At 71.3% G+C, this 25,246-nt stretch carries 24 protein-coding genes; 20 read left to right on the forward strand and 4 right to left on the reverse strand.

Translation table 11 applies throughout. From position 1 onward, the window contains the following. On the reverse strand, positions 1–998 hold a 998-nt coding region (locus tag EW117_RS28275), incomplete at its 3' end, for a LacI family DNA-binding transcriptional regulator (protein ID WP_165362907.1). A gap of 122 nt (positions 999–1,120) precedes the next feature. Here EW117_RS28275 and EW117_RS28280 point away from each other — a divergent pair. From EW117_RS28280 to EW117_RS28320, 9 genes are all read left to right on the forward strand, one after another. Further along, entirely contained in the window at positions 1,121–2,485 is a 1,365-nt protein-coding gene (locus tag EW117_RS28280; RefSeq protein ID WP_242504629.1) for an ABC transporter substrate-binding protein, read from the forward strand. Further along, positions 2,482–3,417 carry a carbohydrate ABC transporter permease gene (locus EW117_RS28285; RefSeq protein WP_242504630.1) on the forward strand — a complete coding sequence of 312 codons (936 nt, stop codon included), beginning with the start codon at positions 2,482–2,484 and terminating at the stop codon, positions 3,415–3,417. The genes EW117_RS28280 and EW117_RS28285 overlap by 4 nt, the downstream gene beginning before the upstream one ends. A gap of 1 nt (position 3,418) precedes the next feature. Beyond that, positions 3,419–4,351, forward strand: a complete 933-nt coding sequence (locus EW117_RS28290) for a carbohydrate ABC transporter permease (RefSeq protein ID WP_129790061.1) — start codon at positions 3,419–3,421, stop codon at positions 4,349–4,351. Positions 4,352–4,377: 26 nt separating this feature from the next. Further along, positions 4,378–6,603 carry a glycoside hydrolase family 2 protein gene (locus EW117_RS28295; protein WP_129790062.1) on the forward strand — a complete coding sequence of 742 codons (2,226 nt, stop codon included), beginning with the start codon at positions 4,378–4,380 and terminating at the stop codon, positions 6,601–6,603. A 253-nt stretch (positions 6,604–6,856) separates the two neighbouring features. Next, positions 6,857–7,915: a LacI family DNA-binding transcriptional regulator gene (locus tag EW117_RS28300; protein WP_129790063.1), complete on the forward strand. Its 1,059-nt coding sequence runs from the start codon at positions 6,857–6,859 to the stop codon at positions 7,913–7,915. Between the two features lie 111 nt (positions 7,916–8,026). Next, a complete protein-coding gene (locus EW117_RS28305) occupies positions 8,027–9,283 on the forward strand; it encodes a sugar ABC transporter substrate-binding protein (protein WP_242504631.1) in 1,257 nt (418 codons plus the stop codon). A gap of 104 nt (positions 9,284–9,387) precedes the next feature. Next, positions 9,388–10,353: a carbohydrate ABC transporter permease gene (locus EW117_RS28310; protein ID WP_165362908.1), complete on the forward strand. Its 966-nt coding sequence runs from the start codon at positions 9,388–9,390 to the stop codon at positions 10,351–10,353. 3 nt (positions 10,354–10,356) lie between these two features. Further along, positions 10,357–11,292, forward strand: coding sequence for a carbohydrate ABC transporter permease (locus tag EW117_RS28315; protein WP_129790065.1), 936 nt, complete (start codon positions 10,357–10,359; stop codon positions 11,290–11,292). Positions 11,293–11,294: 2 nt separating this feature from the next. Further along, positions 11,295–12,254 carry a glycoside hydrolase family protein gene (locus EW117_RS28320; protein WP_129790066.1) on the forward strand — a complete coding sequence of 320 codons (960 nt, stop codon included), beginning with the start codon at positions 11,295–11,297 and terminating at the stop codon, positions 12,252–12,254. Positions 12,255–12,325: 71 nt separating this feature from the next. Here the strand turns inward: EW117_RS28320 and EW117_RS28325 are convergent, their stop codons facing one another. Then, the gene (locus EW117_RS28325; protein ID WP_129790067.1) at positions 12,326–12,946 is read right to left on the reverse strand and encodes a TetR/AcrR family transcriptional regulator; all 621 of its coding nucleotides are present in this window, start codon (positions 12,944–12,946) and stop codon (positions 12,326–12,328) included. Between the two features lie 55 nt (positions 12,947–13,001). Here EW117_RS28325 and EW117_RS28330 point away from each other — a divergent pair, with 55 nt between their 5' ends. Next, positions 13,002–14,021: an SDR family oxidoreductase gene (locus EW117_RS28330; RefSeq protein ID WP_207212109.1), complete on the forward strand. Its 1,020-nt coding sequence runs from the start codon at positions 13,002–13,004 to the stop codon at positions 14,019–14,021. Here the strand turns inward: EW117_RS28330 and EW117_RS28335 are convergent. Next, positions 13,990–15,009, reverse strand: a complete 1,020-nt coding sequence (locus EW117_RS28335) for a phosphotransferase enzyme family protein (protein WP_129790069.1) — start codon at positions 15,007–15,009, stop codon at positions 13,990–13,992. The genes EW117_RS28330 and EW117_RS28335 overlap by 32 nt on opposite strands. 230 nt (positions 15,010–15,239) lie before the next feature. Between EW117_RS28335 and EW117_RS28340 the strand changes: the two genes are divergently transcribed. From EW117_RS28340 to EW117_RS28355, 4 genes are read left to right on the forward strand one after another with little or no spacing between them, the layout of a single operon-like run. Continuing rightward, entirely contained in the window at positions 15,240–16,493 is a 1,254-nt protein-coding gene (locus tag EW117_RS28340) for a carboxylate--amine ligase (protein WP_129790070.1), read from the forward strand. Beyond that, positions 16,480–17,274, forward strand: a complete 795-nt coding sequence (gene cuyB, locus EW117_RS28345; RefSeq protein WP_242504632.1) for a cysteate racemase — start codon at positions 16,480–16,482, stop codon at positions 17,272–17,274. The genes EW117_RS28340 and cuyB overlap by 14 nt, the downstream gene beginning before the upstream one ends. 24 nt (positions 17,275–17,298) lie before the next feature. Next, positions 17,299–17,826, forward strand: coding sequence for a DinB family protein (locus EW117_RS28350; protein ID WP_129790072.1), 528 nt, complete (start codon positions 17,299–17,301; stop codon positions 17,824–17,826). 58 nt (positions 17,827–17,884) lie between these two features. Beyond that, complete coding sequence (locus EW117_RS28355; RefSeq protein ID WP_129790073.1) at positions 17,885–18,448, forward strand: hypothetical protein; 564 nt, start codon at positions 17,885–17,887, stop codon at positions 18,446–18,448. 82 nt (positions 18,449–18,530) lie between these two features. Here EW117_RS28355 and EW117_RS28360 read toward each other — a convergent pair whose 3' ends face one another. Beyond that, positions 18,531–19,529, reverse strand: a complete 999-nt coding sequence (locus tag EW117_RS28360; protein ID WP_129790074.1) for an NAD(P)/FAD-dependent oxidoreductase — start codon at positions 19,527–19,529, stop codon at positions 18,531–18,533. 86 nt (positions 19,530–19,615) lie between these two features. Here EW117_RS28360 and EW117_RS28365 point away from each other — a divergent pair, with 86 nt between their 5' ends. The 6 genes from EW117_RS28365 (at position 19,616) to EW117_RS28390 (ending at position 24,987) form a co-directional block, all read left to right on the forward strand. After that, on the forward strand, positions 19,616–20,200 hold the full coding sequence (locus EW117_RS28365; protein ID WP_129790075.1) for an XRE family transcriptional regulator: 585 nt from the start codon (positions 19,616–19,618) through the stop codon (positions 20,198–20,200). Then, complete coding sequence (locus EW117_RS28370) at positions 20,197–21,027, forward strand: serine/threonine-protein kinase (protein WP_129790076.1); 831 nt, start codon at positions 20,197–20,199, stop codon at positions 21,025–21,027. Before EW117_RS28365 ends, EW117_RS28370 begins: the two co-directional genes overlap by 4 nt. Before the next feature lie 55 nt (positions 21,028–21,082). Then, entirely contained in the window at positions 21,083–21,622 is a 540-nt protein-coding gene (locus EW117_RS28375) for a hypothetical protein (RefSeq protein ID WP_129790077.1), read from the forward strand. Positions 21,623–21,682: 60 nt separating this feature from the next. Next, the gene (locus EW117_RS28380; RefSeq protein WP_129790078.1) at positions 21,683–22,984 is read left to right on the forward strand and encodes an MFS transporter; all 1,302 of its coding nucleotides are present in this window, start codon (positions 21,683–21,685) and stop codon (positions 22,982–22,984) included. A 144-nt stretch (positions 22,985–23,128) separates the two neighbouring features. After that, positions 23,129–24,304, forward strand: coding sequence for a sensor histidine kinase (locus EW117_RS28385; protein ID WP_129790079.1), 1,176 nt, complete (start codon positions 23,129–23,131; stop codon positions 24,302–24,304). Next, positions 24,301–24,987 carry a response regulator transcription factor gene (locus EW117_RS28390; protein WP_242504633.1) on the forward strand — a complete coding sequence of 229 codons (687 nt, stop codon included), beginning with the start codon at positions 24,301–24,303 and terminating at the stop codon, positions 24,985–24,987. The genes EW117_RS28385 and EW117_RS28390 overlap by 4 nt, the downstream gene beginning before the upstream one ends. The last annotated feature ends 259 nt before the right edge of the window (positions 24,988–25,246 follow it).

A 25,246-nucleotide genomic window follows, 5' to 3' on the forward strand; every position in this document is an offset into this window, starting at 1 on the left:
CTTTCGCGCTCCATCAAGGTGTGCGGCGCCGTGACCTCGATCGCCGGGGTGTCGGGATCGCTGATCCGCTCGGCGATCCGGCCCACGGCCTGCCGGGCGATGAACGGGGTGTCCAGGGACACCGTCGACAGGCTGGGGTGCGTGTACTTGCCCTCCTCGATGTCGTCGATGCCGATCACGGCGACGTCGTCGGGCACGCTGCGGCCGGCGTCGAAGACGGCGCGCATCGCACCCATGGCGAGCAGGTCGGAGTAGCAGAAGATCGCGTCGGGCGGCTCGGAAAGCGCGAGCAGTGCGGAGGCGGCGTCGTACCCGTCCGCGCGGCTGTAGTGCGCGGCGGAGCGCAGCAGCTCGCGCTCCGGAGCCAGACCCGCGTCCCGCAGCGCCCGCTCGTAGCCCACGGTGCGCTGGCGCGGCGTCGTGTAGTCCTCGTCGGGCTGCGTGCCGATGGCCGCGATGCGGGTGCGGCCGCTGGCGATCAGGTGGGCGGTGGCGTCGTGGGCGGCCTGGACGTTGTTGATGGCCACGTGGTCGTAGCGCCCGTCGAAGTCGTGCTCGCCGAGGAGCACGAGCGGCATCGACCGGCTGGGCTCCATCTCCGCCAGCTCGCCGGGCGTGACCAGCGGGCTGAACAGGACGCCGTCGAACAGCATGGTGCGGTCCGCGCCGGTCAGCAGGTCGCGCTCACGCTCGTGGTCGTGCCCGGTCTGGTCGACCATGACGCGGTAGCCGAGCTCGGCCGCGGCGTCGATCACCTCGCGGGCGAGCTCCGCGAAGTACGGCACATCGATCTCCGGGACCACCAGCGCGAGCACACCGGTGCGGCCGGTGCGCAGGGTGCGGGCCACGGGATTGGGCCGGTAGTCGAGCTCCTCGATCGCGGCCTGCACACGCAGCCGGGTCCGCTCGCTGACGTGCGTGTAGCCGGCGACGACGTTCGACACCGTCCGCACCGACACCTGGGCCTTCTCTGCCACATCGCGGAGTGTGATCGGCACGCGCTCCTCCTCTGTCCTGGTTCCACAAGGATAGGCCTTGCAACGTGCGCAAAGTAGCGATAGTTTGCACACGTTAGAAAAGACGCGGTCGAGACGCACCGCGCATGCACAAGGGAGTGCTCATGCACCCGAAGAAGAACACCGCCGCAGCCGCCGCTGGAGCCCTGACCCTGGCCATCACGCTGACCGCCTGCGGCCCGTCCATCACGAGCGGTGCCCCCGATGACGCCGAGGCGGCGTCGGTCGACCGGCTCCAGGCGCCCGCCACCGAGTCGCCCCGGGGCGAGATCACCATCTGGGACCGCTCCGGCGACCTCTTCAACGTCTTCGACGCGGTGATCGACGACTTCAACGAGGTCTACCCCGACATCACCGTGCACCACGAGGCCGTCGACATCGACGCCAAGCTGCAGAACACCCTGATCACGGGCACCGACGTGCCCGACGGCGTGTTCCTCGACGACGCCAAGGTGGCCGGCTTCTCCGAGTACCTGTGGGACCTCAGCGATGTCCTGGCGCCGTACACCGACGACATCGCACCGCAGAAGATCGACGTGAACTCGCTCGACGGCGCCATCCACGGCGTGCCGTTCGACCTGGACCCGGGCCTGCTCTTCTACAACGAGACGGCCCTCACCGACGCCGGCGTCGACGCCACGCAGATCGAGACCTACGACGACCTCCTGGAGGCGGCCCGCGAGTACCAGGAGGCGGTGCCCGGGTCAGCGCCGATCCATCTCGAGCAGAGCGCGTTCCTCGGCCAGCTCCAGCTGGAGATGTACGCGGGGCAGCTCGGCACCAGCATCGCCGACGAGAATGGCGAGCTCCGCCTCGACTCCGACGAGTACCGCCAGGTTCTCGGCTGGCTCGACACGGTGAACCAGGAGGGCCTCGGCACGCGCGCCGAGTACCTGTCGCCGAGCGACGTCGGCGCCCTGGAGTCGGGTGACCAGGTGTTCTACCCGTGGGCCATCTGGTTCAGCTTCGCCCCCGAGCAGCAGCTGACCGAGACCAGCGGCGACTGGCGCGCCATGCCGCTGCCCGCGTGGGAGGACGGCGGAGCCCGCTCCGGCGCCATGGGCGGATCGTCGTTCGTGCTGCCGAAGGACGGCGAGAACGCCGACCTCGCGTGGCTGTTCTACGAGTTCCTGATGTTCCACGAGGACGGCTACCGAGCCGTGTGGGGCGAGAACGACACGTACCCGAACGGCCTCGCCACCTCGATCCCGGCCTACTCCCCGGCGGCCGACCCGGCGAACCCGCTGTTCGGCCCGGTCCAAGGGCTCGGCGGCCAGGACCTGTGGACGACGGCGGTCGAGGCCGGCGAGCAGATCCCCGGCGGCGCACCGGCGCCCGCGTGGTGGACAGGCGCCGTCGACTACCTCGGCACGAACGTCCAGCGGATGTACGACGGCGACATGACACCCGACGAGGTCATCGAGCAGTCCACCGCCGACATCCAGACGAATCTGGTCGACCGCCAGTGAGCGTGCTCGCCAGCCCGGGCCCGGTCCAGGGCGGCGTCCGGGGCCGCACAGGGGCCCGCCCCCTGCTGCGGCCCTGGCTGCCCCGCAAGGTCGCGCCCTACCTGTTCGTCCTGCCGTTCATCGCGCTGTTCGTGGCGTTCAGCGTCTACCCGATGCTGTTCACGCTCCGCCTGAGCTTCACCGACTGGCGCGGCTCGGGCGCCGCGCAGTGGGTGGGCTGGGACAACTACGCCTACCTGCTCGGCAACGAGATGTTCTGGGGCTCGCTGGGCAACTCGGCGCTGCTCTGGCTGATGATCGTGCCGGTCCAGGTCGTGCTCTCGCTGCTCATCGCGGTGCTGCTGAACAACGCGAAGATCCGCATGCGGTCGTTCTACCGGATCGCGTTCCTGGTGCCCTTCGTGACGCCGCTCGTGGCCGTCGCGCAGATCTGGGTGGTCGTCTTCGACCAGAACTACGGGGCCGTCAACGGGCTCCTGAACATCCTCGGTCTGCCCGACGTCGGCTGGCTCACCACCACCGCGTTCGCCAAGCCCACGCTGGCGCTGCTGTTCCTGTGGAAGACCACCGGCTTCATCGTGATCATCCTGCTGTCCGGGCTGCAGTCGATCGACGCGAGCGTGTACGAGGCGGCGGCGATCGACGGCGCGTCCCGCGCGCGCCAGCTGCGGAGCATCACCGTGCCGCTCGTGCGGCGCACCCTGATGTTCTCCGTCGTGCTGCAGACGCTGGCCGTGTTCCAGATGTTCGCGGAACCGTTCGTCGTGACCGACGGCGGACCGTACAACTCGACGACCACCGCAGGCCTGCACCTGTACGAGCACATCACCCGGGGCGACCTGGGCACGGGGGCGGCGAACTCGTTCCTGCTGGTCGTCGTGGTGATGGGGCTCTCGCTGGTGTTCGTCCGGCTCCTGCGGACGGAGGACTGACATGACCACTCACACCGAACGCCCGGCCGCACCGGCCCCGACCCGGCCGGCCGCGACGTGGTCCGCGCAGATCCGGCCGGCCACCACCAGGACGCTGCCGGCCACGCTCGGCTCGCAGGCCTTCCTGCTGCTGCTCGCCCTGGCCTTCCTCGCCCCGGTGGCCTGGGCGCTGATCTCGGCGTTCAAGCCCGCCACGCAGATCATCAGCGACCCCCTCGGGCTCGACCTGACGGCGCTGACCCTGGACAACTACCGGCGGATGTTCGTCGACGTGCCGATCGGGCAGGGCTTCCTGAACACCGCCGTCGTTCTGGTCGTCAAGGGCGCCATCACGCTGTTCTGCGCGCCGCTCGCTGCATACGCGTTCGCCAAGTACCGGTTCCCCGGCCGCGACCTGCTGTTCGGCACCGTGCTGATCACGCTGATGTTGCCCACGATCGTGCTCATCATCCCGCTGCTGCTGGAGATGAAGGCGCTGGGCTGGGTGAACACCTACCAGGCGCTGATCCTGCCGGGCGCGGTCGACGCGTTCGCCATCTTCTGGATGCGCCAGGTCATCGCCGACGTCCCGGACGAGCTGCTCGACGCCGCCCGGGTCGACGGCGCGGGCGAGTTCGGCATCTTCACCAGGATCGTGCTGCCCGTGATCCGGCCCGCGCTGGCCGGCCTCGCGGTCCTGACCGTGATGAACATCTACAACGACTTCGTCTGGCCCGTGGTGGCGGCGAGCTCGGAGCGGATGGCCGCGCTGCAGGTCGTCCTGTCGACGCTCGCGCAGAACATCACCGGCAACCGCGTCGGGGCCGACTACGCGACCGTGACCGGCGAGCTCCTCGCCGCCGCGTCCATCGCCCTGGTCCCGCTCCTGATCGTCTTCATCGCACTCCAGCGGCACTTCATCAACGGCATCCTCGCCGGAAGCGTCAAGGGCTGACGCCCGCACTCCCGAAAGGCTCACACATGACCTCGGCCCTCGAACGCCCCGTGTCCACCGGCCTCGCCGCCTCAGACCCTGCCGCCCCGGACCCTGCCTACCCCCGCCCCGACCTCGACCGGTCCGACCGCTGGACCAGCCTCGACGGCACCTGGGACCTCGACGTGCCCGGCGGCACGGTACCGATCACCGTCCCGTTCGCCTGGGAGACCCCGGCGTCCGGTGTCGGGCGGACCTGGCTGGAGCACGCCATCTACCGGCGGCGGATCACCGTCCCGGCCGGCTGGGCGGGAGCGCGGCCCGTGCTCTGCTTCGGCGCCGTGCATCACCGGGCGGTCGTTTGGGTCGACGGCGTCCAGGTCGCCGAGCACGTCGGCGGGTACACCCCGTTCGAGGTGGACCTCGACGGCGTCCTGGCGCCCGGTGCGACCGGAACGCTGGAGGTCGAGGTCGACGCGCCCGCCGACAAGCGCGCCATCCCGCACGGCAAGCAGCGCTCCATCCCGCGCGACGACTACGACGGCGTCTCGTTCACCCCGACCTCCGGCATCTGGCAGCCGGTCTGGCTCGAGGCGCGCGGCCGCACCTACGCGGCGCGGGTCGCGCTGCGGGGTGACTCCTTGACCGGCTTCGACGTCGCGGTCGACGTCGCCGGCGACGCGCCGGCGGGCGCGCTGGTGACCGTCGAGGTCACCGCGGGCTCGGCTGCCGCCGGTTCAGCTGCCGCCGGCTCGGCTGCTGCCGTCTCCGCGGCGGGGGAGCGGGTCGAGCTGGTCGCGGACGGCTCCGGCTTCGCCGTCGGCCGCCTGGAGATCACCGAGCCGCGGCTCTGGAGCCCGGCCGACCCGCACCTGTACGTCCTCACGGTCACCTCCCGCGCGGCGGACGGCGGAGCGGACGACGCCGCGGGTGCCGGGGCGGCCGCCGACGGCACGACGGCGTCGGACGCCCGAGCGGCCGCCGAGCCCGACCGCGTCTCCGTCACCGGCGGGCTGCGCCGCATCGACCGGCGCGGCGAGCACCTGTACCTGAACGACGAGCGCCTCTACGTGCGCGGCGTGCTCGACCAGGGTTACTGGCCCGAGACCGGTCTCACTGCCCCCGACGTCGGAACGCTGCTCGCCGACCTGGGGCACGCGCGCGACCTGGGATACAACCTGGTCCGCAAGCACATCAAGCTGGAGGACCCGCGCTGGCTGCACCACGCCGACCGCACGGGCATGCTGGTCTGGGCCGAGCCGCCGGCCCCCAGCCGGTTCGGGCCGGACGCCGCGGCGGCGTTCGAGGCACAGATCCGGCCCATGGTCGAGCGGGACGGCAACCACCCGAGCATCGTGATCTGGGGCCTGTACAACGAGGAGTGGGGCCTGGACTGGGACATTCCCGCCAGCCCCGAGCGCGCGGCCGCCGCCGTGCACGCGTACGACGCGCTGCGCGCCCTGGACGACACCCGTCCGATCGTCGAGAACTCGGGCTGGGCGCACGTCCGGACGGACCTGGTCGACTGGCACTACTACGACGAGGACCCGGCCGCGTGGGCCGCGAACGTCGCGGGCCTGGCCGACGGCACGGGGGAGGACTTCCCGGTGAAGCTCGCCCCCGACTTCGTGGCGCGCAAGTCGCTGTACGGGTCGGCGGAGCACCCGCGCACCGGCGTCCCGATCCTCAACAGCGAGTACGGCGCCGGGTTCACCAGCCTGGAGCGCGCCTGGCACCTGCGCTGGCAGACCCAGGAGCTGCGACGGCACGACCGGTTCGCGGGGTATGTCTACACCGAGCTGACCGACGTCGAGCACGAGATGGCCGGACTGCTCGACGCCGACCGCCGGACCAAGGACCGCGGCGGCCTCGACCCGCGCGACGTCAACGCGGAGACCGTCCTCGTCGTCGACCTGGTGCCGTCGTACGCGGGCGCCGATATCGCGGTCCCGGACGCCGGCCTCACCCTCGACGTGCACGTCTCCCACCACGGTCCCGGCGTGGTCCGCGGGCAGGTCCGCGCGGCGTGGGCGCCGGTGGGCACCCCGCTCGCCGACGGCGTCGGACCGCAAGGCGTCGGGTCGGAGACCGTCGAGGCCAAACCGTTCGAGCTCAGCCGCGCCGTCCGGGTCACAATGCCGTCGCCTGGGCCGGTGGCCGCCGCCCGCCTCCACCTCTGGCTCGTGGACGACGACGGCGCGGTGCGTGCGCGCACCTTCATCGACGCGGCGCCGATCGAGGAGCCCAACCGCCGCGGCCTCCGCTGGGAGTAACCCAAGATCTGCCGAGGTAGAACTGCAGCGAGGTAGAACTGCAGCGAGGTAGAACTGCAGCGAAGTAGAACTGCAGCGAAGTAGAACTCTGGCGAGATAGGACTGCAGCACCGCTGCGGTCCTATCTCGCCAGAGTTCTACTTCGCCCTGGTTCTACCTCGGCATAGGTGGGTGGGGTTGACGTGTGCCTTGGGTCGGGTGCAGGATTCGATCAATCGATTTAGCAGGCTCACACCGCCGTGAGGAGGACGGAATGGCCCGGGTTCGGATCTCGGACGTCGCCGCTGCGGCCGGCGTCTCGACGAGCACGGTCTCGCTGGTCCTCAACGATCGCCCCGGGTCTCGCATCTCCGAGGAGACACGTGCGCGGGTACGCGAGGCGGCCGCCGCCGTCGGCTACACGCCGAACTCCATCGCGCGCGGCCTGCGCATGCAGCGCACCCGGACGCTCGGCCTCATCTCCGACGTGATCGCGACGACGCCGTTTGCCGGCCGCATGCTCGCCGGGGCGCAGGACGCGGCCCGGGAGCACGGCCACCTCATCTTCCTCGTGAACACCGACGCCGACCCGGAGGTGGAGCGCGACGCGATCCGCGCGCTCGTCGACCAGCAGGTCGACGCGATGATCTACGCCTCGATGTGGCACCGGGTCGTCGAGACGCCGGACGGGCTCCCGGAGCGGTCGGTGTTCCTCGACTGCCGGCCCGCCTCGGGCGGTCATCCCGCGGTCGTGCCCGACGACCTCGCCGGGGGCCGGGCCGCCGTGCGCGAGCTGGTCGCCGCGGGTCACCGGCGCATCGCCTTCGCCGACGCCGAGAAGGTGAACCCGCCGGTCGCGTCAGGGCTGCGCTACCAGGCCTATCTGGAGGTGCTCGCCGAGGCGGGCATCACGCCGGACCCGGCGTGGCACATCCGCGGCGTGGACTCGACGGCCGCGAGCGGGCGGGCTGCGACCGAACGCTTTCTGGACCTGCCGGGGGACCGCCGTCCGACGGCGATCTTCTGCTTCAACGACCGGATGGCGGCGGGGGCGTACGTCGCCGCGCGTCATCGCGGGCTGGAGATCCCGGCCGACCTCTCCGTCGTCGGCTACGACGACCAGCAGCTGGTCGCCGGCGAGCTCGACCCGCCGCTGACCACCATCGCTCTGCCCCACTACGAGATGGGGCGGTGGGCGACCGAGGTGGCCCTCGGTGCCCGGGAACCCCCGGCGTCCGACCAGCCCTACCTCATGCCGTGCCCGATCATCCGTCGGGACTCCGTGAGCTCGCCGCCGGCAGCAGCAGCCAACTCCAGCCGGCGGCGAGCCTGACACAACCCCATGACCGCCTCGCGGCGGTCGTAGAGCGGTGCCCGACACGGATGTCGGTCACCAGGAAAGGAATCCATCATGAACCGAGGATCCCTCGCGAAGATCCTATCCATGTCCGCTGTGGGGGCCCTCGCCCTCACGGCGTGCGGCCAGGCCGGCCAGGGCGGCACCACGTCCGAGGACGGGCGCGTGCAGCTGACCATGTGGACCCACTCGGCGGGCAACCCCGCGGAGCTCGAGGTCTACGAGCAGATCATCGACGACTTCAACGCGTCGCAGGACGAGTACGAGGTAATCGAGGAGTCGTTCCCGCAGGGGGCCTACAACGACGCGATCGTCGCGGCCGCCGCGGCTGACGACCTCCCGTGCCTGCTCGACATGGACGGCCCCATCGTCCCGAACTGGGCATGGGCCGGCTACATCCAGCCGCTCGGGCTGCCGCAGGAGATCACCGACTCCCTGCTTCCGACCGCCATCGGCACGTACCAGGACGAGATCTACAGCGCGGGCTACTGGGACGCCGCACTCGCGGTCCTCGCGCGGAAGTCCGTCCTCGAGGAGAACGACATCCGGATCCCGACCATCGACGATCCCTGGACGATCGACGAGTTCGACGGGGCGTTGGATACGCTCCAGGACGCCGGGTACAAGACGCCGCTCGACATCGGCGCCGAGGACTCCGGCGAATGGTGGCCGTACGCGTATTCGCCGATGCTGCAGAGCGCGGGCGGGGACCTGATCGACCGCGACACGATGCTGTCCGCCGAGGGCGCCCTCAACGGCCCCGAGGCCGTGGAGTTCTTCACCTGGTTCCAGGAGGCCTTCGAGAAGGGTTGGGTCAGCAGCTCGGGGACGATCGGCAACGAGGAGTTCGACAAGGGCGAGGTCGCGCTGAGCTACACGGGTGGGTGGAACGCCCTCCCGTCGCTGGAGGCCGCGGGCGACGACCTGCTCTTCCTCCCGCCGCCCGACTTCGGCAAGGGTCCCACGATCGGTGGCGCCTCCTGGCAGTGGGGCATCTCGTCGACGTGCGAGTCTCCCGAGGGCGCTCGCGCTTATCTCGAGTTCAGCTTCCAGGACAAGTACGTCACCGCGTTCGCCGACAACCAGATCGTCATCCCGGCGACCGAGGGCGCGACCGAGGCGTCGGAGTACTTCGGCCCGGAGGGCGACCTGCGACCGTTCGTCGAGCTGTCGCAGGAGTACGCGCTGCTCCGGCCCGAGACGCCGGCCTACGCGGTGATCTCCTCCACCTTCGAGAAGGCGGGGAAGGACATCATGAACGGCGCCGACGTGCAGTCGACGCTCGACGGCGCGGTCGCTGAGATCGACGCGAACATCCAGTCCAACGACGGGTACGGCTTCTGAGCCGTCCCTCTTGACCGGCGGGGACGGCTCGGCCGCCGGCCCGGCGACGCGATTCGCGCCGTCGGGCCGGGGCCCGGACCGCCCGCGCCCGGACGGAGTCGACCATGACCACCTCTGCCAGCATCCCCGCACCGCCCCATGCGGCGCCCGAGCCGGGCACCGTGGAGGCGCCCCGCCGTCGGCGCATCGCGGCGGCTCGCCGGAGCGAAGGCCGCTCGGGCCTTGCGATGGCGACGCCCGCGCTGCTCCTGCTCCTGTTGTTCCTCGTGATCCCGGTGTTGCTCGCCTTCGGGCTCTCGTTCACCAACGCGCGCCTCATCTCGCCGAACCCGCCGAGGTTCGTCGGGCTCGACAACTTCGTGCGCGCGTTCACCGCCGACCCGACGTTCCTGCGGTCCACGCTCAACACGTTCGTCTTCGCGTTGGTCATCGTGCCGGTGCAGGCGGGCCTCGGTCTCCTGCTCGCCGTCCTCGTGAACCAGAAGGTCCGCGGCGTCGCCATGTTCCGGGTCATCTACTTCGTCCCGGTGGTCACGTCGATCGTCGTGGTGTCGATCCTCTGGCAGTTCATGTACGAGCAGGACGGCCTGGTCAACTCGTTCATCAACACGATCACGTTCGGCGCGTGGCAGGGCACGGCCTGGCTGAACAACCCCAGCACGGCGCTCGGCGCGATCATCGTGCTGTCGATCTGGCAGGCGGTGGGCTTCCACATGCTCATCTGGCTGTCCGGCCTGCAGACGATCCCCGAGGAACTGTACGAGGCGGCCCGGATGGACGGGGCGACGCCGTGGCAGCAGTTCACCAATGTCACCTGGCCGGGCCTGCGCTCGACCATGGTGTTCGTCCTGGTGACGATCACCATCGCCGCGCTGGGCCTGTTCGTGCAGGTCGACGTCATGACACAGGGCGGGCCGGTGAACTCGACGACGACGCTCGTCTACCACGCCGTGCGCAAGGGCTACCGGGAGCAGGAGACGGGTTATGGGGCGACGATCTCGCTCATCTTCTTCGTGCTGGTGCTGATCGTCGCGCTGGTCCAGCGGTTCCTCACGCGAGAGAAGGACTGAACCATGGCCACCGTCTCCCTCACGTCCCGACCCGCTTCCCGGACCTCGGCCGACCGCGTCGAGCACGTCCTGCGCCACCGCCGCAAGGTCTGGTCCTACGTCGCGATGAGCGCGCTCGCCGTCGTCTTCCTGTTCCCGCTGGTCTTCATGTTCGTGTCGTCCCTCAAGCCGGACGCGCAGATCCTCGGCGACGTCGGCTCGCCGCGCGCGTTCCTGCCCGTCGGCGACATCAGCCTCGACAACTACTTCGGCGTGTTCGACCGGGTGCCGGTCGGGCAGTTCCTCGTCAACTCCGTACTGGTGACGGTGCTGACCGTGGGGCTCGGCCTGGTCGTCAACTCGATGGCCGGGTTCGCCCTGTCGCGCATGCGCTGGAAGGGCCGCTCTGTCGTGCTGGCGCTGGTGATCGCCACGCTGATCGTGCCCTTCGAGACGATCGCCGTCCCGATGGTCTACTGGGTCGCCCAGCTGCCGACCCTCGTCATGGAGGGCGGCGTGCTCAAGTACGACTTCGGCTGGCTGAACTCGTACCACGTGCAGATCGTGCCGTTCATCGCGAACGCGTTCTCGATCTTCCTGTTCACGCAGTACTTCTCCACGATCCCGAAGTCGCTCGACGAGGCGGCCCGGATCGACGGCGCCGGCTGGTTCACGATCTACCGCCGGATCATCGTCCCGCTCGCCGGCCCGGCGTTCGCGACGGTGGCGATCCTGACCTTCTTGCCGGCCTGGAACCAGTACCTCTGGCCACTGATGGTGGTCCAGCAGGAGGAGCTCCGCCCCGTCATGGTCGGCATGCAGTACTTCTTCCAGCTCAACACGGCCTGGGGCGAGGTCATGGCGTACACGTCGCTCATCACCCTGCCGGTCCTGATCGTGTTCCTGTCCTTCCAGCGTGCGTTCGTGAGCAGCGTCGCCGCCAGCGGTGTGAAAGGTTGACGATGTTCGTTCTCCCCGATTCCTGGGTGTGGGATTTCTGGTTCGCCGACGACGGCGAGCAGCACCACCTGTTCTTCCTCTACGCGTCGCGCGCCCTGCACGATCCGGACGCCCGCCACCACCGGGCCTCGATCGGGCACGCCGTCTCCGACGACCTCGTGAGCTGGACCCGCGTCGCCGACGCTCTCGTGCGGTCCGACGGTCCGGCCTTCGACGACCTGGCCACCTGGACGGGGTCCGTCGTGCGGCACCCCGACGGCACGTGGTTCCTCTTCTACACCGGCGCGACGCTCACGCCCGAGGGCAACGTGCAGCGGATCGGCTATGCGACGTCGTCGGACCTGCTGACCTGGCACAAGGCACCGGAGAACCCGGTGCTGGAGGCCGACCCTCTCTGGTACGAGACGATCGCCGACGGCCAGTGGCACGACGAGGCGTTCCGCGACCCCTGGGTGCTGCCGGACCCGGACGGGGACGGCTGGCACATGCTGATCACGGCGCGGGGCCGGACGGGGCCGGCGGACGACCGCGGCGTCGTCGGGCACGCGTGGTCGCCCGACCTGCGGACCTGGGAGCTGCGGGCACCGCTCACCGAGCCGGGGCAGGGCTTCGGGCAGCTCGAGGTCACGCAGACCGAGGTGGTCGACGGCGTTCCGGTGCTGCTGTTCTCGTGCATGGCGGGGGACATGGCGGCCGGCCGTGCCGAGGGGACGACGGGCGGGGTGTGGGCGGCGCCCGCGGCCTCGGTGCTGGGCCCGTTCGACGTCGCCGCCGCGCAGCAGGTCACCGACTCCAGCCTGTACAGCGGCAAGCTGGTGCGGCGGAGGGACGGGCAGTGGATGCTGCTCGCGTTCCACCACGACGGCCCGGACGGGCAGTTCGTGGGGAGCGTCAGCGACCCGGTGCCCGTGCGGTGGGCGGACGGGAAGCTGCTCGTCGAGCCGGTGTCGGCGGACCGATGACGGTGCGCGGGCCCGCCACCGATCCGCTGACGCGCCGACTCGCTGACGCGCGGATCCGCTGAGCCCCTGGCTCAGTGCCCGACGTCCAGCGAGCGGCCGATCTGGCCGACGGCGCGGGCGAGCAGGTCGTCCGGGTCCGCGTCCCAGGCCGCGGCCTTGAGCGCTAGCTGGCCGTCGAGCGTCAGCGACGCCAGGCCGTGGCCCAGGGCCCAGAGCGTGATCCCCACGGCCTGCGGGTCGGCGACGCCGAGCCGGTCGACCAGGTCCGTGAGGACCTTGAGCGCCGCGTCCCCCGCCTCCTGGACCGCCGGGTGCTTCTCCGGCTCGGAGAGCTCGGGGCGGAACATCACCTGGAAGTGGCCCGACCGCCGTCGGGCGAAGGCGACGTAGGCCGCGACGGCGCGCGCGACGTCGTCGGCCCCCGACGTGCCCGGCGACGCGCCGACCGCGCTCAGCAGGTCCTCGGTGAGCATCTCGAAGCCCCGGGCGGAGATCGCGGACAGCAGCGCCGCGCGGTCGGGGAAGTGGTGGTACGGCGCGCCCGGGCTCACCCCGGCCTCGCGTGCGACGCGCCGCAGGCTCACGGCGGCGATCCCCTCGTCCTCGATGAGCCGCACGCACGCCTCGATCAGCTCTTCCCGGAGCGAGCCGTGGTGGTACGTCTCGCGCTTGCGCGCCCTGTTGACCTCCATGCCGGGCAATCTATACGGTGCTCATAATCTAAACACTGCTCAGACTGGAGACGTGATGTCGAGGGTTCTTGTCACCGGCGCCACCGGGTTCGTCGCCGGGCACGTGATCGAAGAGCTGATCCGGGGCGGTCACCAGGTGCGCGGGACGGTGCGCTCCCTGCGGGATCCCGCCCGGGTCGCGCACCTGCACCGCATCGCCGACGCGCTCGGCGGGAGCATCGAGCTGGTCGAGGCGAACCTGTCGGACGACGCGGGGTGGGGCGACGCCGTCGCCGGCCAGGAGTACGTGCTCCACACGGCCTCGCCCTTTCCGGCGACGCCGCCGCGCGACGAGGCGGAGCTCATCGGGCCCGCCGTCGACGGGACGCTGCGGGTCCTGAACGCGAGCGTCCGGGCCGGGGTGCGGCGCGTCGTCATGACGTCGTCGGCGAGCGCCGTCTCCGCGGGCCGGCCGCGCGACGAGGAGCGGCGTCGTACCGAGGAGGACTGGGGCGAACCGGACCGGTCGGCTCCCTACGCGAAGAGCAAGATCTTCGCGGAGCGCGCCGCCTGGGACTTCGCCGCAGAGCATCCCGGGCTGGAGCTCGTGGTGATCAATCCGGGCCTCGTGCTCGGACCGGTGCAGCACGCCGCCGCCGGCACCTCGGTGAGCCTGGTGCGCCGGCTTCTCAACCGCGAGCTGCCGGCGGTCCCGAAGCTCGGCTTCTCGCCGGTCGACGTGCGGGACGTGGCGCACGCGCACCGGCTCGCGATGGAGGTGCCCGACGCCGCGGGTAACCGCTACATCTGCGCGGGCGACAACATGTGGTTCGGCGACATCGCGAGGATCCTCGGTGACGAGTTCGGGCCGCAGGGCTACCGCGTGCCCACCCGCCGGATGCCGTTCTGGATGCTGTGGGTGGCCGGCAGGTTCGACCGCGAGGTGCGGCTCGGGCTCGACTTCGTCGGCAGCGCGGAGCTGCTCAGCTCGGACAAGGCGCACGGCGAGCTCGGCTGGAGCATGCGCCCCGTGCGTGACACCCTGGCCGACACGGGGCGCAGCCTCATCGAGCTCGGCCTGGTCCGCCCCCGCTGAGGGCCTCCGCCACAGCCAGCGCGAGTTCCCGGTGGGACCGGGCCATGCTGGTCAGGTCGGCGCGGAGCTCGGCCCTCCACTCGGGTTCGTCCGTCCCGGAGGGGTCGAGGGCGCGAGCGATGCGGACCACTGAGCACGCGGCGTGTGCGCCGGAGAACAGCCGCAGGTTCGACAGGTCGGCATCATCGAGCGGCCGCACATCGCGGTACCCGGCGACGAACGCCTGGAAGAGTGCCTGGTGCGCCGCTTCGGGCTCGCCGTCCGGCCCGGTCAGGTCGCGCAGCGCGTAGGCGATGTCGGCGGCGTACCAGGACCGAGCGGCCTCGTCGAAGTCGAAGGCGGTCGCCCGGTCGGCCTCCCAGGCCAGGTTGTCGAGCTCGAAGTCACCGTGAACCACGCCGAACCGGATGGGATCGCGGGCCAGGGCGGCGAGCCGGTCGGACAGGATCGCCGCGGCCCTCACCAGAGGCGCGTCCTCGGCGAACCGGTCGGGAATCGTGGCCAGCTCGGTGAGAGCGACGGGCAGTCCGGCCTCGATCCCGCCTGCGGTTGCGTGTATCGAGGCGAGTGCACGGCCCCAGTCCCGGGCGCGGTCGTCGGTGAGCTCGCCGGCGTCGAGCTCGGCGCCGGGAGCGGCTTCGACCACCATGGCGTGCATCGCCCCCAGAGCCGTCGGCACCGTCACCGTCAGCGCGCCGGTCCGTGCCGGGACCGGGCGGACCACTGCCGCCCCGCCTTCGGCGAGCTGGTGCATCAAGCTGCTTGCCGCCGCGACCGGGCCGGCGCCCCGGTAGGCATCGGGCACGAACCGCAGGTATCGCTTCCCGTCCGGGTCGGGCAGGACGAACACGTGCGAGGCACTGGAGCGCCACCACTTCGCGGTTCCGGGTGGATATCCCCAGGCGGCGGCCACCTGGTCCGCGATCGCGCTCTCCCACGCTGTGGTGACGGTTCGTTTCAGGCGATCGATCTCTGTCAGCGGCATCATCGCCGGTCAGCCTCACGGGCCCGAGCCGGCATCGCAACACAATTCCACGCGGGCCGAGCCCTCGACACTCAGGGGACACCGAACTCAGCGGACACCGAACTCAGCGGACACCGAACTCAGCGGACACCGAACTCAGCGGACACCGAGCCCGGACGAACCTTGTGCCCGAATTTTCCAGTTCACCCCCTCTGTGACACAACCTTCCGCATGCTCGGCCCGTCTTACGTGTCATGAGGAACCTCGCAGCGGTACACCCGGTGATCCTCGGCGGCGACGCCGGCGCCTACAGCCTCGCCCGTGCCTTCCACGAGGGCTACGGCGTCAGGTCGACAGTGGTGTCGATCCGCCCGACACCCAACGTCGCGTACTCCAACATCATCCGGAACGTCGTCGAGCCGCGCCTCGACGACCCCGCCGTCATGGTCGAGCTGATCCGCCGGATCGCCGCGACGGCACCGGGCCCGGTCATCGCGCTCACCTGCGTGGACTGGTACGTGCGCGCGCTCGCGGAGCATCGCGCGGAGCTGGAGGACGTCGCGGTCGTGCCCTACCCGTCGGTCGACCTGCTCGACCGGGTGATGGACAAGCAGCGGTTCTCCGAGCTCTGCCAGGAGATCGGGGTACCGCATCCGCGCACTGAGGTGCGCGACGGCGGAGAGCCGGTCGGCGACCTCGACCTGTTTTTTCCGGTGATCGCCAAGCCCGGTGACAACACGGCGTGGCACCAGGTGTCGTTCCCCGGCAAGGCGAAGGTGCACCTGGTGCGCGATCGCGGCGAGCTGGCCGAGCTCCTGAAGGCGGCCGGGGACGCCGGCTACCGCCGGCCGATGATCATCCAGGAGTACGTGCCCGGCGACGACTCGCAGATGCGGATCATGACCACCTACTCCGACCGCGAGGGCGCGGTGCGGATGGCGTGGGGTGGCCACGTGCTGCTCGAGGAGCACACGCCCGGGACGCTGGGGAACCCGGCGGCGATCCTCACCGGGCGGCTCGCGCAGGTCGAGGAGGACGCCCGCCGGCTCGTGGAGCACCTGGGCTGGACGGGGTTCGCGAACTTCGACGTGAAGGTGGACCCGCGTACCGGCGTGGGGCACTTCTTCGAGCTGAACCCGCGCACGGGACGGTCCAACTACTACCTGACCGCAAGCGGGCTGAACCCCGCTGCCTACTGGATGGGGGACTTCCTCACCGGGCACTGGCCGGACGCCGCGGAGCCGCTGGAGGTGCTGTACCGGATCGTCCCGGGCTTCCTCCTGGACAAGTACGTGAACGACGAGTCGGTACGCGACGCCGTGCGCCGCGCCACCGTCGTGCACCCGCTGAAGTACCGGCGGGACCTGTCGCCGCGCCGCGACGCCTGGGTGCGGATCGCGGAGCTCAACCAGGTGCGCAAGTTCGCGCAGTACCACCCGCTGCAGGAACCGGGCGGGGTGCGCGGGATCGGGGAGCCGCTCCCGTCCTCGGATCGTGACGTTGCCTGACGGCGGCGGAGCGGGAACGCTCGTCGGCGTGCTGGGCGGCGTCGGGCCGCTCGCGACCGTCCTGTTCATGGAGCGCGTGGTCCGGCTGACCGACGCGGCCCGCGACCAGGACCACGTCGACATGATGGTGCTGCAGCACGCGACCGTCCCCGACCGGACGGAGTTCGTGCTGGGGCGGTCGGCCGACGATCCCGGACCCGTGCTCGCCGCCGACGCGCGGCGGCTCGCGGGAGCCGGGGTCGGCTTCCTCGTGCTGCCCTGCAACACGGCGCACGCGTTCGCCCGCGCCATCGTCGCGGCGACGTCGGTCCCGCTGCTGTCCGCGGTGGACGCGACGGTCTCCGCGGTGCTGTCGCGCGACGCCTGGGCCGGTCGCCTCAGCGGGTCGCGGCCCGAGGCGGTCGGCCTCCTGGCGACGGAGGGGACCATCGCGTCCGGCGTCTACCTGGACGCCTTCAACGCGCACGGCATCAAGACGCTGGTGCCTGACGTCGCAGGTCAGGCAACCGTGACGGCCCTGATCTACGACGGCGTGAAGGCGGGCCGTGGCGGAGACCTGACGGCGCTGGACGGCGTCGTCACGAACCTGCGTTCGCGTGGGGCCGGCGCGATCGTGCTGGGCTGCACCGAGCTGTCGGTCGCGGCGGAGGCGACCCCGCCTGACCTCCTGCCCGACGTCGTGCTCGTGGACTCCCTCGACGAGCTGGCCCGAGCGACGGTGCTGCGCGCGGGCCGCCGGCTGCGCCCGGAAGGGTCGCCGGATAACAGCTACCCCGGATGAGCGGCGACATGTCAGGGTCGGTGCGTGCGCGATTCCCGACGTGACCTGCTGCGCTGGCAGTTCGACCTGACCTGGTCCCTGTTCGAGTACCACCTGGAGCGGCTGGAGCCCGAGGATTTCCTGTGGGAGCCCGCCGCCGACCACTGGACGGTGCGCCCGAGCGCGGACGGCACGTGGGTGCCGGACTGGGCGGACGCCGAACCCGATCCGGTCCCCGTTCCGACCATCGGCTGGGTGAGCTGGCACATCGGCTGGTGGTGGAGCGTGACCATCGATCACGCGCGCGGACGTGCACCCCGGGAGCGGACCGACGTCACGTGGCCGGGTGACGCGCAGGCGGCGATCGAGTGGCTGCACGGCCTGCGCGACGACTGGGTCTCGGTGCTGGACGGCCTGACCAGCGACGATCTGGACGCGCGGGCGCGGTTTCCCCAGCCGGACGACCCGGAGTACACCGTCGCGCACATGGTCGCCTGGGCGAATTCCGAGCTCATGAAAAACGTCAGCGAGATCGGACAGCTCCGCATGATCCGGGCCGCATCGTCGGGCTGATCTCGATCAGTTCACCCAGGCGGCCCCACAGGCGACTTTCAGCAGCGATACTTGACCGGTGACTACGTCCAGCGAGACCCCTGCGGTGGCAGGAGCAGAGATCCCGGTAGAGCTTCTCTTCCGGGTTCCGTACGGCAAGGTCCTGCACGGCAAGGACTGCCAGCACCTGTCCGCGGATCGCCTGGCTTCCCTTCAGCCTGCGACCGAGCTCGACAGGCAGAAGTTCAAGGTGTGCAAGACGTGCCTCGTGGCCCTCTCCACGGTCAGCCACGACGACTTCGACTCGTTCGAGGCCGCCCTCGAGGCGCTGCCGATCCCGCAGGCGCACCGGCCTGCCATGCGCGAGATCGCGGAGGGGCTCGACAAGACCCGCATCTGGATCCCGTCGTCCCGCTCGTACGTCGCGGTCTCGCCCGGCCCTGGTCAGGAGGCGACAGCCTTCTTCAACAAGGGCTTCGTCGACGTCCAGCAGGCCGGCGGCGGGTACAAGCGCGTGCTGATGGCCGGGTTCTCCGGAACGCAGACCAACTCGTTCGCGCACGCGCCCGACGCCGCTCCCGCGAGCTGCCCGGGCTGCTACATGCAGCTCCCGGCCACGGGCCGCTGCGACGCCTGCGACTGACGTCGCCGCGACCCGCCCGCCCTTCCGCTGAGTGCTGGACATTCGCCCTTCAAGACCCGATCAAGGGGCGAATATCCAGCACTCAACGGGTCGTTCGGGCGAGAGCCGACGTCGTGTCAGCCGTCACCAGGTCGGCGTTGATGTGGGCGCCGGCCAGTGCCCCGGCGGCGGCTGACGCCCCGACCTGGGCGGACGGGTCGCTGGCGTTGCCGGCCACCCACACGCCCGGGACCTCGGTGGTCCCGGCCATACCGGTCACGAAGTGGCGGCCCATCCCGTTGGGCAGGTCCTGCATCGGCAGCCCGAGGTCCTCCAGGCCGTCGGTGCGCGCCAGCATGGTGGTCGCGACGGCGAGCACGCGCCGGGCCACGAGCTGCCCGTCAGCGAGCCGGACGCCGGCGATGCCGCCGCCGTCGTCCGCCACGACCTGGGTGACCGGCGATTCGACGACGCGGATGCCGCGGGCCGCGAAGCGGGCCCGCGTGTCGTCGTCGAGCTGGGTGCCGCGCGTGAAGTAGACGAGGTCGTCGGTGAGCTGGCGGAACAGCAGCGCCTGGTGGACGGACGCTGTACCGGTCGCGATGATGCCGATCGGCTCGTCGCGGACCTCCCAGCCGTGGCAGTACGGGCAGTGCACCACGCTGCGGCCCCAGTGCTCGGCCAGCCCGGGGACGTCGGGCAGCACATCGCGCAGACCGGTGGCGACCAGGATCCGGCGGGCGTGCAGCGTGACGCCGTCGGCCATGGTGACGGTGAAGCGCGGGTCGCCGTCGGCGGACGGGTCGGCCGCGGACGCCTTGAGCACCTCGCCCGACAGCACCGTGCCGCCGTAGCGGCGGACCTCGGCGCGACCCCGTTCGAGCAGCTCGGCCGGGGGAGTGCCGTCGAGGCCGAACAGCCCGTGCACGCCTTCGGCGGGCGCGTTGCGCGGGGTGCCGCTGTCGATCACGACCACCGAGCGGCGGGAACGGGCGAGCATCATGGCGCCGTTCAGCCCGGCCGCGCCGCCGCCGATCACGACGGCGTCGACGGTCCCGTCCGGCACCTCGCTGCTGGTGTGTGGGGGTGTGGTCCCTGGCATGTCTCATTCCCTCTCATGTCGCGGCCCTTGGTGTGGGCTCGCCCGACGCTAGCTGCCGTTTGCGACCGAGGCATAGGATCTTGCTCATGACGCAAGAAAATGGCGAGCTGGACAGCCTCGTACGCAAGCGCATCCGCGCCCTGCGCGTCGCGCAGGGCTGGTCCCTGGAGGAGCTGGCCACCCGCGCCCGGGTCAGCCAGTCCACGCTCAGCCGCATCGAGAACGGGCAGCGGCGGCTGGCCCTGGACCAGCTCGTCACGCTCGCCCGCGCGCTGGACACGTCGCTGGACCAGCTCGTGGAGACGGCCACGGAGGACGTCCTCATCAACCCGACGGTCGACGGCGCGCACGGGGGGATGCGCTGGTCGATCAGGGCCGAGCCCGGGATGAGCGTCGTCCGGCAGCGGATGACCAACCCGGCGCCCGACAACCCCGCGCGCATGCGCGCCCACCCCGGCCGCGAGTGGCTCGTCGTCATCTCCGGCACCGCGACACTGCTTCTCGGCAACCGGCGTTTTCGCGTCGAGACCAATCAGGCCGCGGAGTTCCCCACGATGCTCCCGCACGCGATCGGGGCGGAGGGCGGGCCGTGCGAGATCATCGGCATCTTCGACCGGGACGCGCGGCGGGGGCACCAGCGCGGGGAGCGCGCCGGGACGGCGGGCTCGTGATCTTGACCGAGGTGGACGGGCTGCCGGTGCGGCTCCGTGCGCCGCATGACTTGTCGTTCGTCGCCCGTTGGGGTCGCGTGTTCGCGGTGCTCGACCAGCAGGACTCGGGCAACCTCTGCCTCGGCGTCGAGGGTCCGGCGGGCCGCGTGTTCGTCAAGTACGCGGGCGCGCCGACGGTGCGGTACGACGGCGCGATCGAGACGGCGGTGGCGAACCTCCGCCGGTCGGCGGAGGTCTACCGGGCGCTCGCGCACCCCACCCTCGTGACGCTGCGCGAGGCGGTCGACGTCGGCGGCGGGCACGCCCTCGTCTTCGACTGGACCGACGCGACGCCGGTCGGCAGGCAGTACGAGCAGTCGCACGTCGTGCGGTCGTTGTCGGAGCAGGCCCGGGCCGACGCCGTCCAGCAGATCCTCGACTTCCACGTCCATGCCGCGGCGCAGGGGTGGGTGGCGATAGACCTGTACGACGGCTCGGTGATGGTCGACGCCGACAGTGGGCGCGTCACGCTGTGCGACCTCGACTTCTACGAACGAGGTCCTGTCGTCAACCGGATGGGGCGCATGTGGGGCTCGACCCGGTTCATGTCGCCCGAGGAGTACCGGCTCGGCGCGCCGATCGACGAGGTCACGAACGTCTTCACGCTCGGGTCGCTCGCACACACCTTCCTGGGCGACGACGCGACGAAGTCCCGCTCTGCCTGGGTCGGCTCGGAGGCGCAGTTCGACGTCGCCGCGCGCGCGATGCGCGCCGAACGGGACGCACGCTGGCCGTCGGTCGTGGCGCTGGCCGAGGCGTGGCGTTCGGCTGCACCCGCTTTGCCATAGCGGACCAGGGCCGTAGTCCGACCAGCCAACTGACTCGCGGGACCACAATGGCCCCATGAGCACGCAGCCCCGCCGCCAACGCCCCGACCCCTCCACCCTCAGCGAGGCTGAGAAGGAGGAATTCGCCGAGCGCCTCCGCGAGCGGGTCTACGTCACGTTCGCCGCGCTCGCCGTCGTCCTCACGCTGCAGGCTCACGTGCACGGGCTCAGTGCCGGGACCGCCGCCGCATCGCTGACCATCACCGCCGTCGGTACCGTCGCCGCCGCTTGGCTCGCGGAACTCATCGCGTACCTCGCCGCGCACGGCGGGTTCCCGGACCCGGCCAAGCTGCGCACCATGACCGGTACGAGCTGGGGTGCCCTGCTGACCATCGTCGTCCCGCTGCTCGCCCTGGCGGCCGCTGGCCTCGGGTGGCTGGAGGTCACCACCGCGCTTCGCATCGGCGTCGGCGCGCTGATCGGCTCGCTCGTGGTCATCGCCTGGCTCGGCGTCCGCCGCGCCAAGCTGCCCTGGCCGGCCCGCATCCTCGCGCTGGGCGTGCTCGCGGTGCTCGCCGTCGGCGTGGTCGCCCTGAAGCAGCTCGCCCACGGCTGACGCACCACAGCGTCCGAAATCCGCTTTCCGCGCCGGTATCCCGCGGGCGAGGATCAGCCCGTGACATCCTCCCCACGCTCCGGCGCACTCGCGTTCTGGTCGGACCTGCCGAACGACGGCCGCTGGCTGCTCTCCACCGTGGTCGTGCAGTTCTTCGGCCGCGGCCTGACGCTCCCGTTCACGATCATCTACCTGCACGAGGTGCGCGGGTTCTCGCTCGGCCTGTCCGGGGCGCTCATGGGCCTGATCGCCGTGGTCGGCCTGCTTGTCACGGGCCCGGTCGGAACCATGGTCGACCGGTACGGCGCCCGGCGAGTCCTGCTCGCCGGGCAGGCCTTTGTTGTCGTCGGGTACGTCGTGCTCGCCTTCGCGACCACCCCGGCCGTCGCCGGATTGGGGCTCGCACTCACCGGTGTGCAGCTCGGCGTCGGGTGGCCCGCGGTCAACGCGCTCGTCGCCACGGTCGTCGACGGCGAGCTGCGGCAGCGGTACTACGGCGTGAACTTCGCCCTGCTCAACCTCGGCGTCGGGGTGGGCGGTGTGATCGGCGGGCTCGTGGTCGACGTCGAGCAGCCGGGCACGTTCGTCATGGCCTTCCTGGTCAACGCCGCGACGTTCCTCGTTCCCATGGCCGTGCTCCTGGGGCCGCTGCGGCACCTGCACGGACGGGTCCACCACCCGGACGGCGACGCCGGCAACAAGGAGGGGTACCTGGCGATCCTCCGCCGGCCCGAGGTGCTCTGGCTCGCCGCGCTCAGCCTCCTCGCGGCCTTTGTGGGCTACGGGCAGATGGAGGCGGGCTTCCCCGCCTTCGCCCGGCAGGTGTCCGAGGTCTCGACCCGCGTGGTGGGCTTCGCGTTCGTCGTCAACACGGTGGTGATCGTCGCGCTGCAGTTCTGGGTGATGAACCGCGTCCGCGGACGACGCCGCACGCGGGTGCTCGCCCTCATGGCCGTGGTATGGGCCGTGGCCTGGCTGCTGCTGGGTGTTACGGGCCTGATGCCTGGTGGTTTGGCGGCCGTCGTGATCGTGCTGGCGTTCCACGGTGTGTTCGGGCTGGGGGAGACGCTGCTGCAGTCGGCCCTGCCCGCGCTGACGAACGACATGGCGCCCGCGCACCTACGCGGCCGGTACAACGCGATCAGCTCGGGCGGGTTCCAGGCGGGCACCGTCATAGGACCCGTGGCCGCGGGGCTGCTGCTGGAGCAGGGGTGGGCCGGTGCCTTCATCGGTGTGGTGGTGGCCGGCTGCCTCGGGATCGCCGCGGTGGCGTTCGTCGTCGGACGGCGGGTGACGCCGGCGGTCGACGGCGTGCGGCGGGCGTCGCCCGAGCTGTCCGCACAGGGCGGCGACGCCGCGTGACGAGCCGCGGTGCTCGGGAAGGAACAGTGCCGGCCAGGTAGGTAACGGAGAGGGAGCATTGCTATGTCTCCGTTACCTACCTGGCTGCCACACCTTCTCCTCCCGAGAGCCGGCCCAGCCGGAGGCGGCATAGGGTCAGGGGCGATGAGCGGACCGACGGGCGCCCCGACGCCGACACCTCGGCAGGCGGTGCGCCACCGCCTGGTCGACGTGGCCCTGATCGGAGTGGCCGTCGCGCTGGGGCTGGTCTCGGTGCTCCTCCAGGCCGGCGAGCCGTGGCTCAGGCCCGCCTGGTTGCTGTCCGTGGACTGGGTCGTGGGACTGATCGGCTGCCTGGCGCTGTGGTGGCGGCGCCGGCTCCCGGTGGCGCTGGGTGTCGTGCTGGCGGTGTCGAGCTCGTTCTCGGAGACGGTCTCGGGCGCCGCGATCGTGGCGTTGTTCACCGTGGCTGTGCACCGCTCGGTCCGCGCGACGGCGGTGGTGTGCGGAATCAGCCTGGCGGCGCTCACCGCGTACCAGCTGCAGTGGCCCGCGCCGGCGGCCCCGCCGGTCACGATGTTGGTCATCATCGTCCTGGGCCACATCGCCACCGTGGCGTGGGGCCTGTCGGTGCGGCACCGCCGGGCACTGATCGCGTCCTTGCGGGAGCGGGCGGCGGCAGCCGAGGTGGAGGCACGGCTGCGCGCCGAGCGCTCCGAGCACGACGCGCGCGAGGCGCTCGCGCGGGAGATGCACGACGTGCTCGGGCACCGGCTCTCGCTGCTCAGCGTCCATGCGGGCGCCCTCGCCTACTCTCGCGACGCGCCGCCCGAGGACCGGACGCGCGCGGCCGAGGTGGTCCGGGAGAGCGCGCACCGTGCCCTGCAGGACCTCCGCGAGGTGATCGGGGTGCTCCGGGCTCCCGTCGGGGAGCTGCCGTTGCCGGGCGTCACGGACGTTCTCGAGCTGATCGACGAGGCACGTCAGGCCGGGACTCCGGTCGAGCTGCGGGACGAGGCGGGCGTGACGACCGATGACCGTATCCTGCCCGAGACGCAGGGCCGCACGCTCCACCGCCTCGTGCAGGAGGGCCTGACCAACGTGCGCAAGCATGCTCCGGGCGCGCCGGCCGTCGTCCGGATCGCGGGGCAGCCCGGCGACCACGTGACCGTCGAGGTGGTCAACGCGGCACCCGCCCGTCCGCCGGTGCGCCTCCACAGTTCCGGGGAAGGGCTGCGCGGCCTGGGGGAGCGCGCCCGGCTCGTGGCCGGGCAGCTCGACCACGGCCCGACCGAATCGGGCGGCTGGTGGGTCCGGATGCGTCTACCGTGGCCGCCGTGACTGATCCTCTACCGGTGATCACCGTGCTGATCGCCGACGACGACCCCGTCGTCCGGTTCGGACTGAAGATGATGCTGAGCGGTGCCGCCGACCTGCGCGTCGTGGCCGAGGCGAGCGACGGCGCGGAGGCGGTGGAGCTGGCGCGCCGTCACCACCCCGACGTCGTGCTGATGGACATCCGGATGCCCGGTACCGACGGGCTCACCGCTACCGAGACGCTGCGGAGCCGGGCAGAGGCCCCGCAGGTCATGGTGCTCACCACGTTCGACGCCGACGCCCACGTGCTGCGCGCCCTCCGCGCCGGAGCGGCGGGGTTCCTCCTCAAGGACACCCCGCCGGACGAGCTCGTCGTCGCGATCCGGCACGCCGCCCAGGGGCGCCCGGTCCTCTCGCCCGAGGTGACCCGGCGCCTGATCGCCCGGGTCGCGGGCTCGGACCAGGACACCCGGCAGGCCGCGGCCCGACGGCGCCTCGACGTGCTCGCCGACCGGGAACGAACGGTCGCGGCGGAGGTCGGTGCGGGGCGCTCCAACGCGGAGATCGCCGCGCGGCACCACCTCGGCCTGACCACGGTCAAGACCCATGTGTCGGCGATCCTCACCAAGCTGGACCTCAACAACCGCGTGCAGGTGGCGCTGCTCGTGCAGGAGGCCGGGCTCGGGCAGCCGAACCCACCGGACTGATCGCCCCATCGGACGGAGCGCCCCCGGGACCGAGCGACCCCGGGCGGAACGACCCGCCGGCCGCTCCGACTTTGGTTGTCCGGTTCGGACCGATCGGCGGATGCGCAGGCCAGGCGCCCCTGCCTAGCGTCGATGTCATGCCACTTTCACCCCGATCGACCGGTGCCCCTCCGGCCCTCCTGCGTGTCACCACGGTGCTGATCGCCGCCGCGCTGACCCTGACCAGCTGCGCCGCCGGGAGCGGCGCGGCGCTGACGGC

Origin of the sequence: Promicromonospora panici (genome assembly GCF_900608595.1) — a bacterium.
Taxonomy (GTDB): Bacteria; Actinomycetota; Actinomycetes; order Actinomycetales; family Cellulomonadaceae; genus Promicromonospora; species Promicromonospora panici.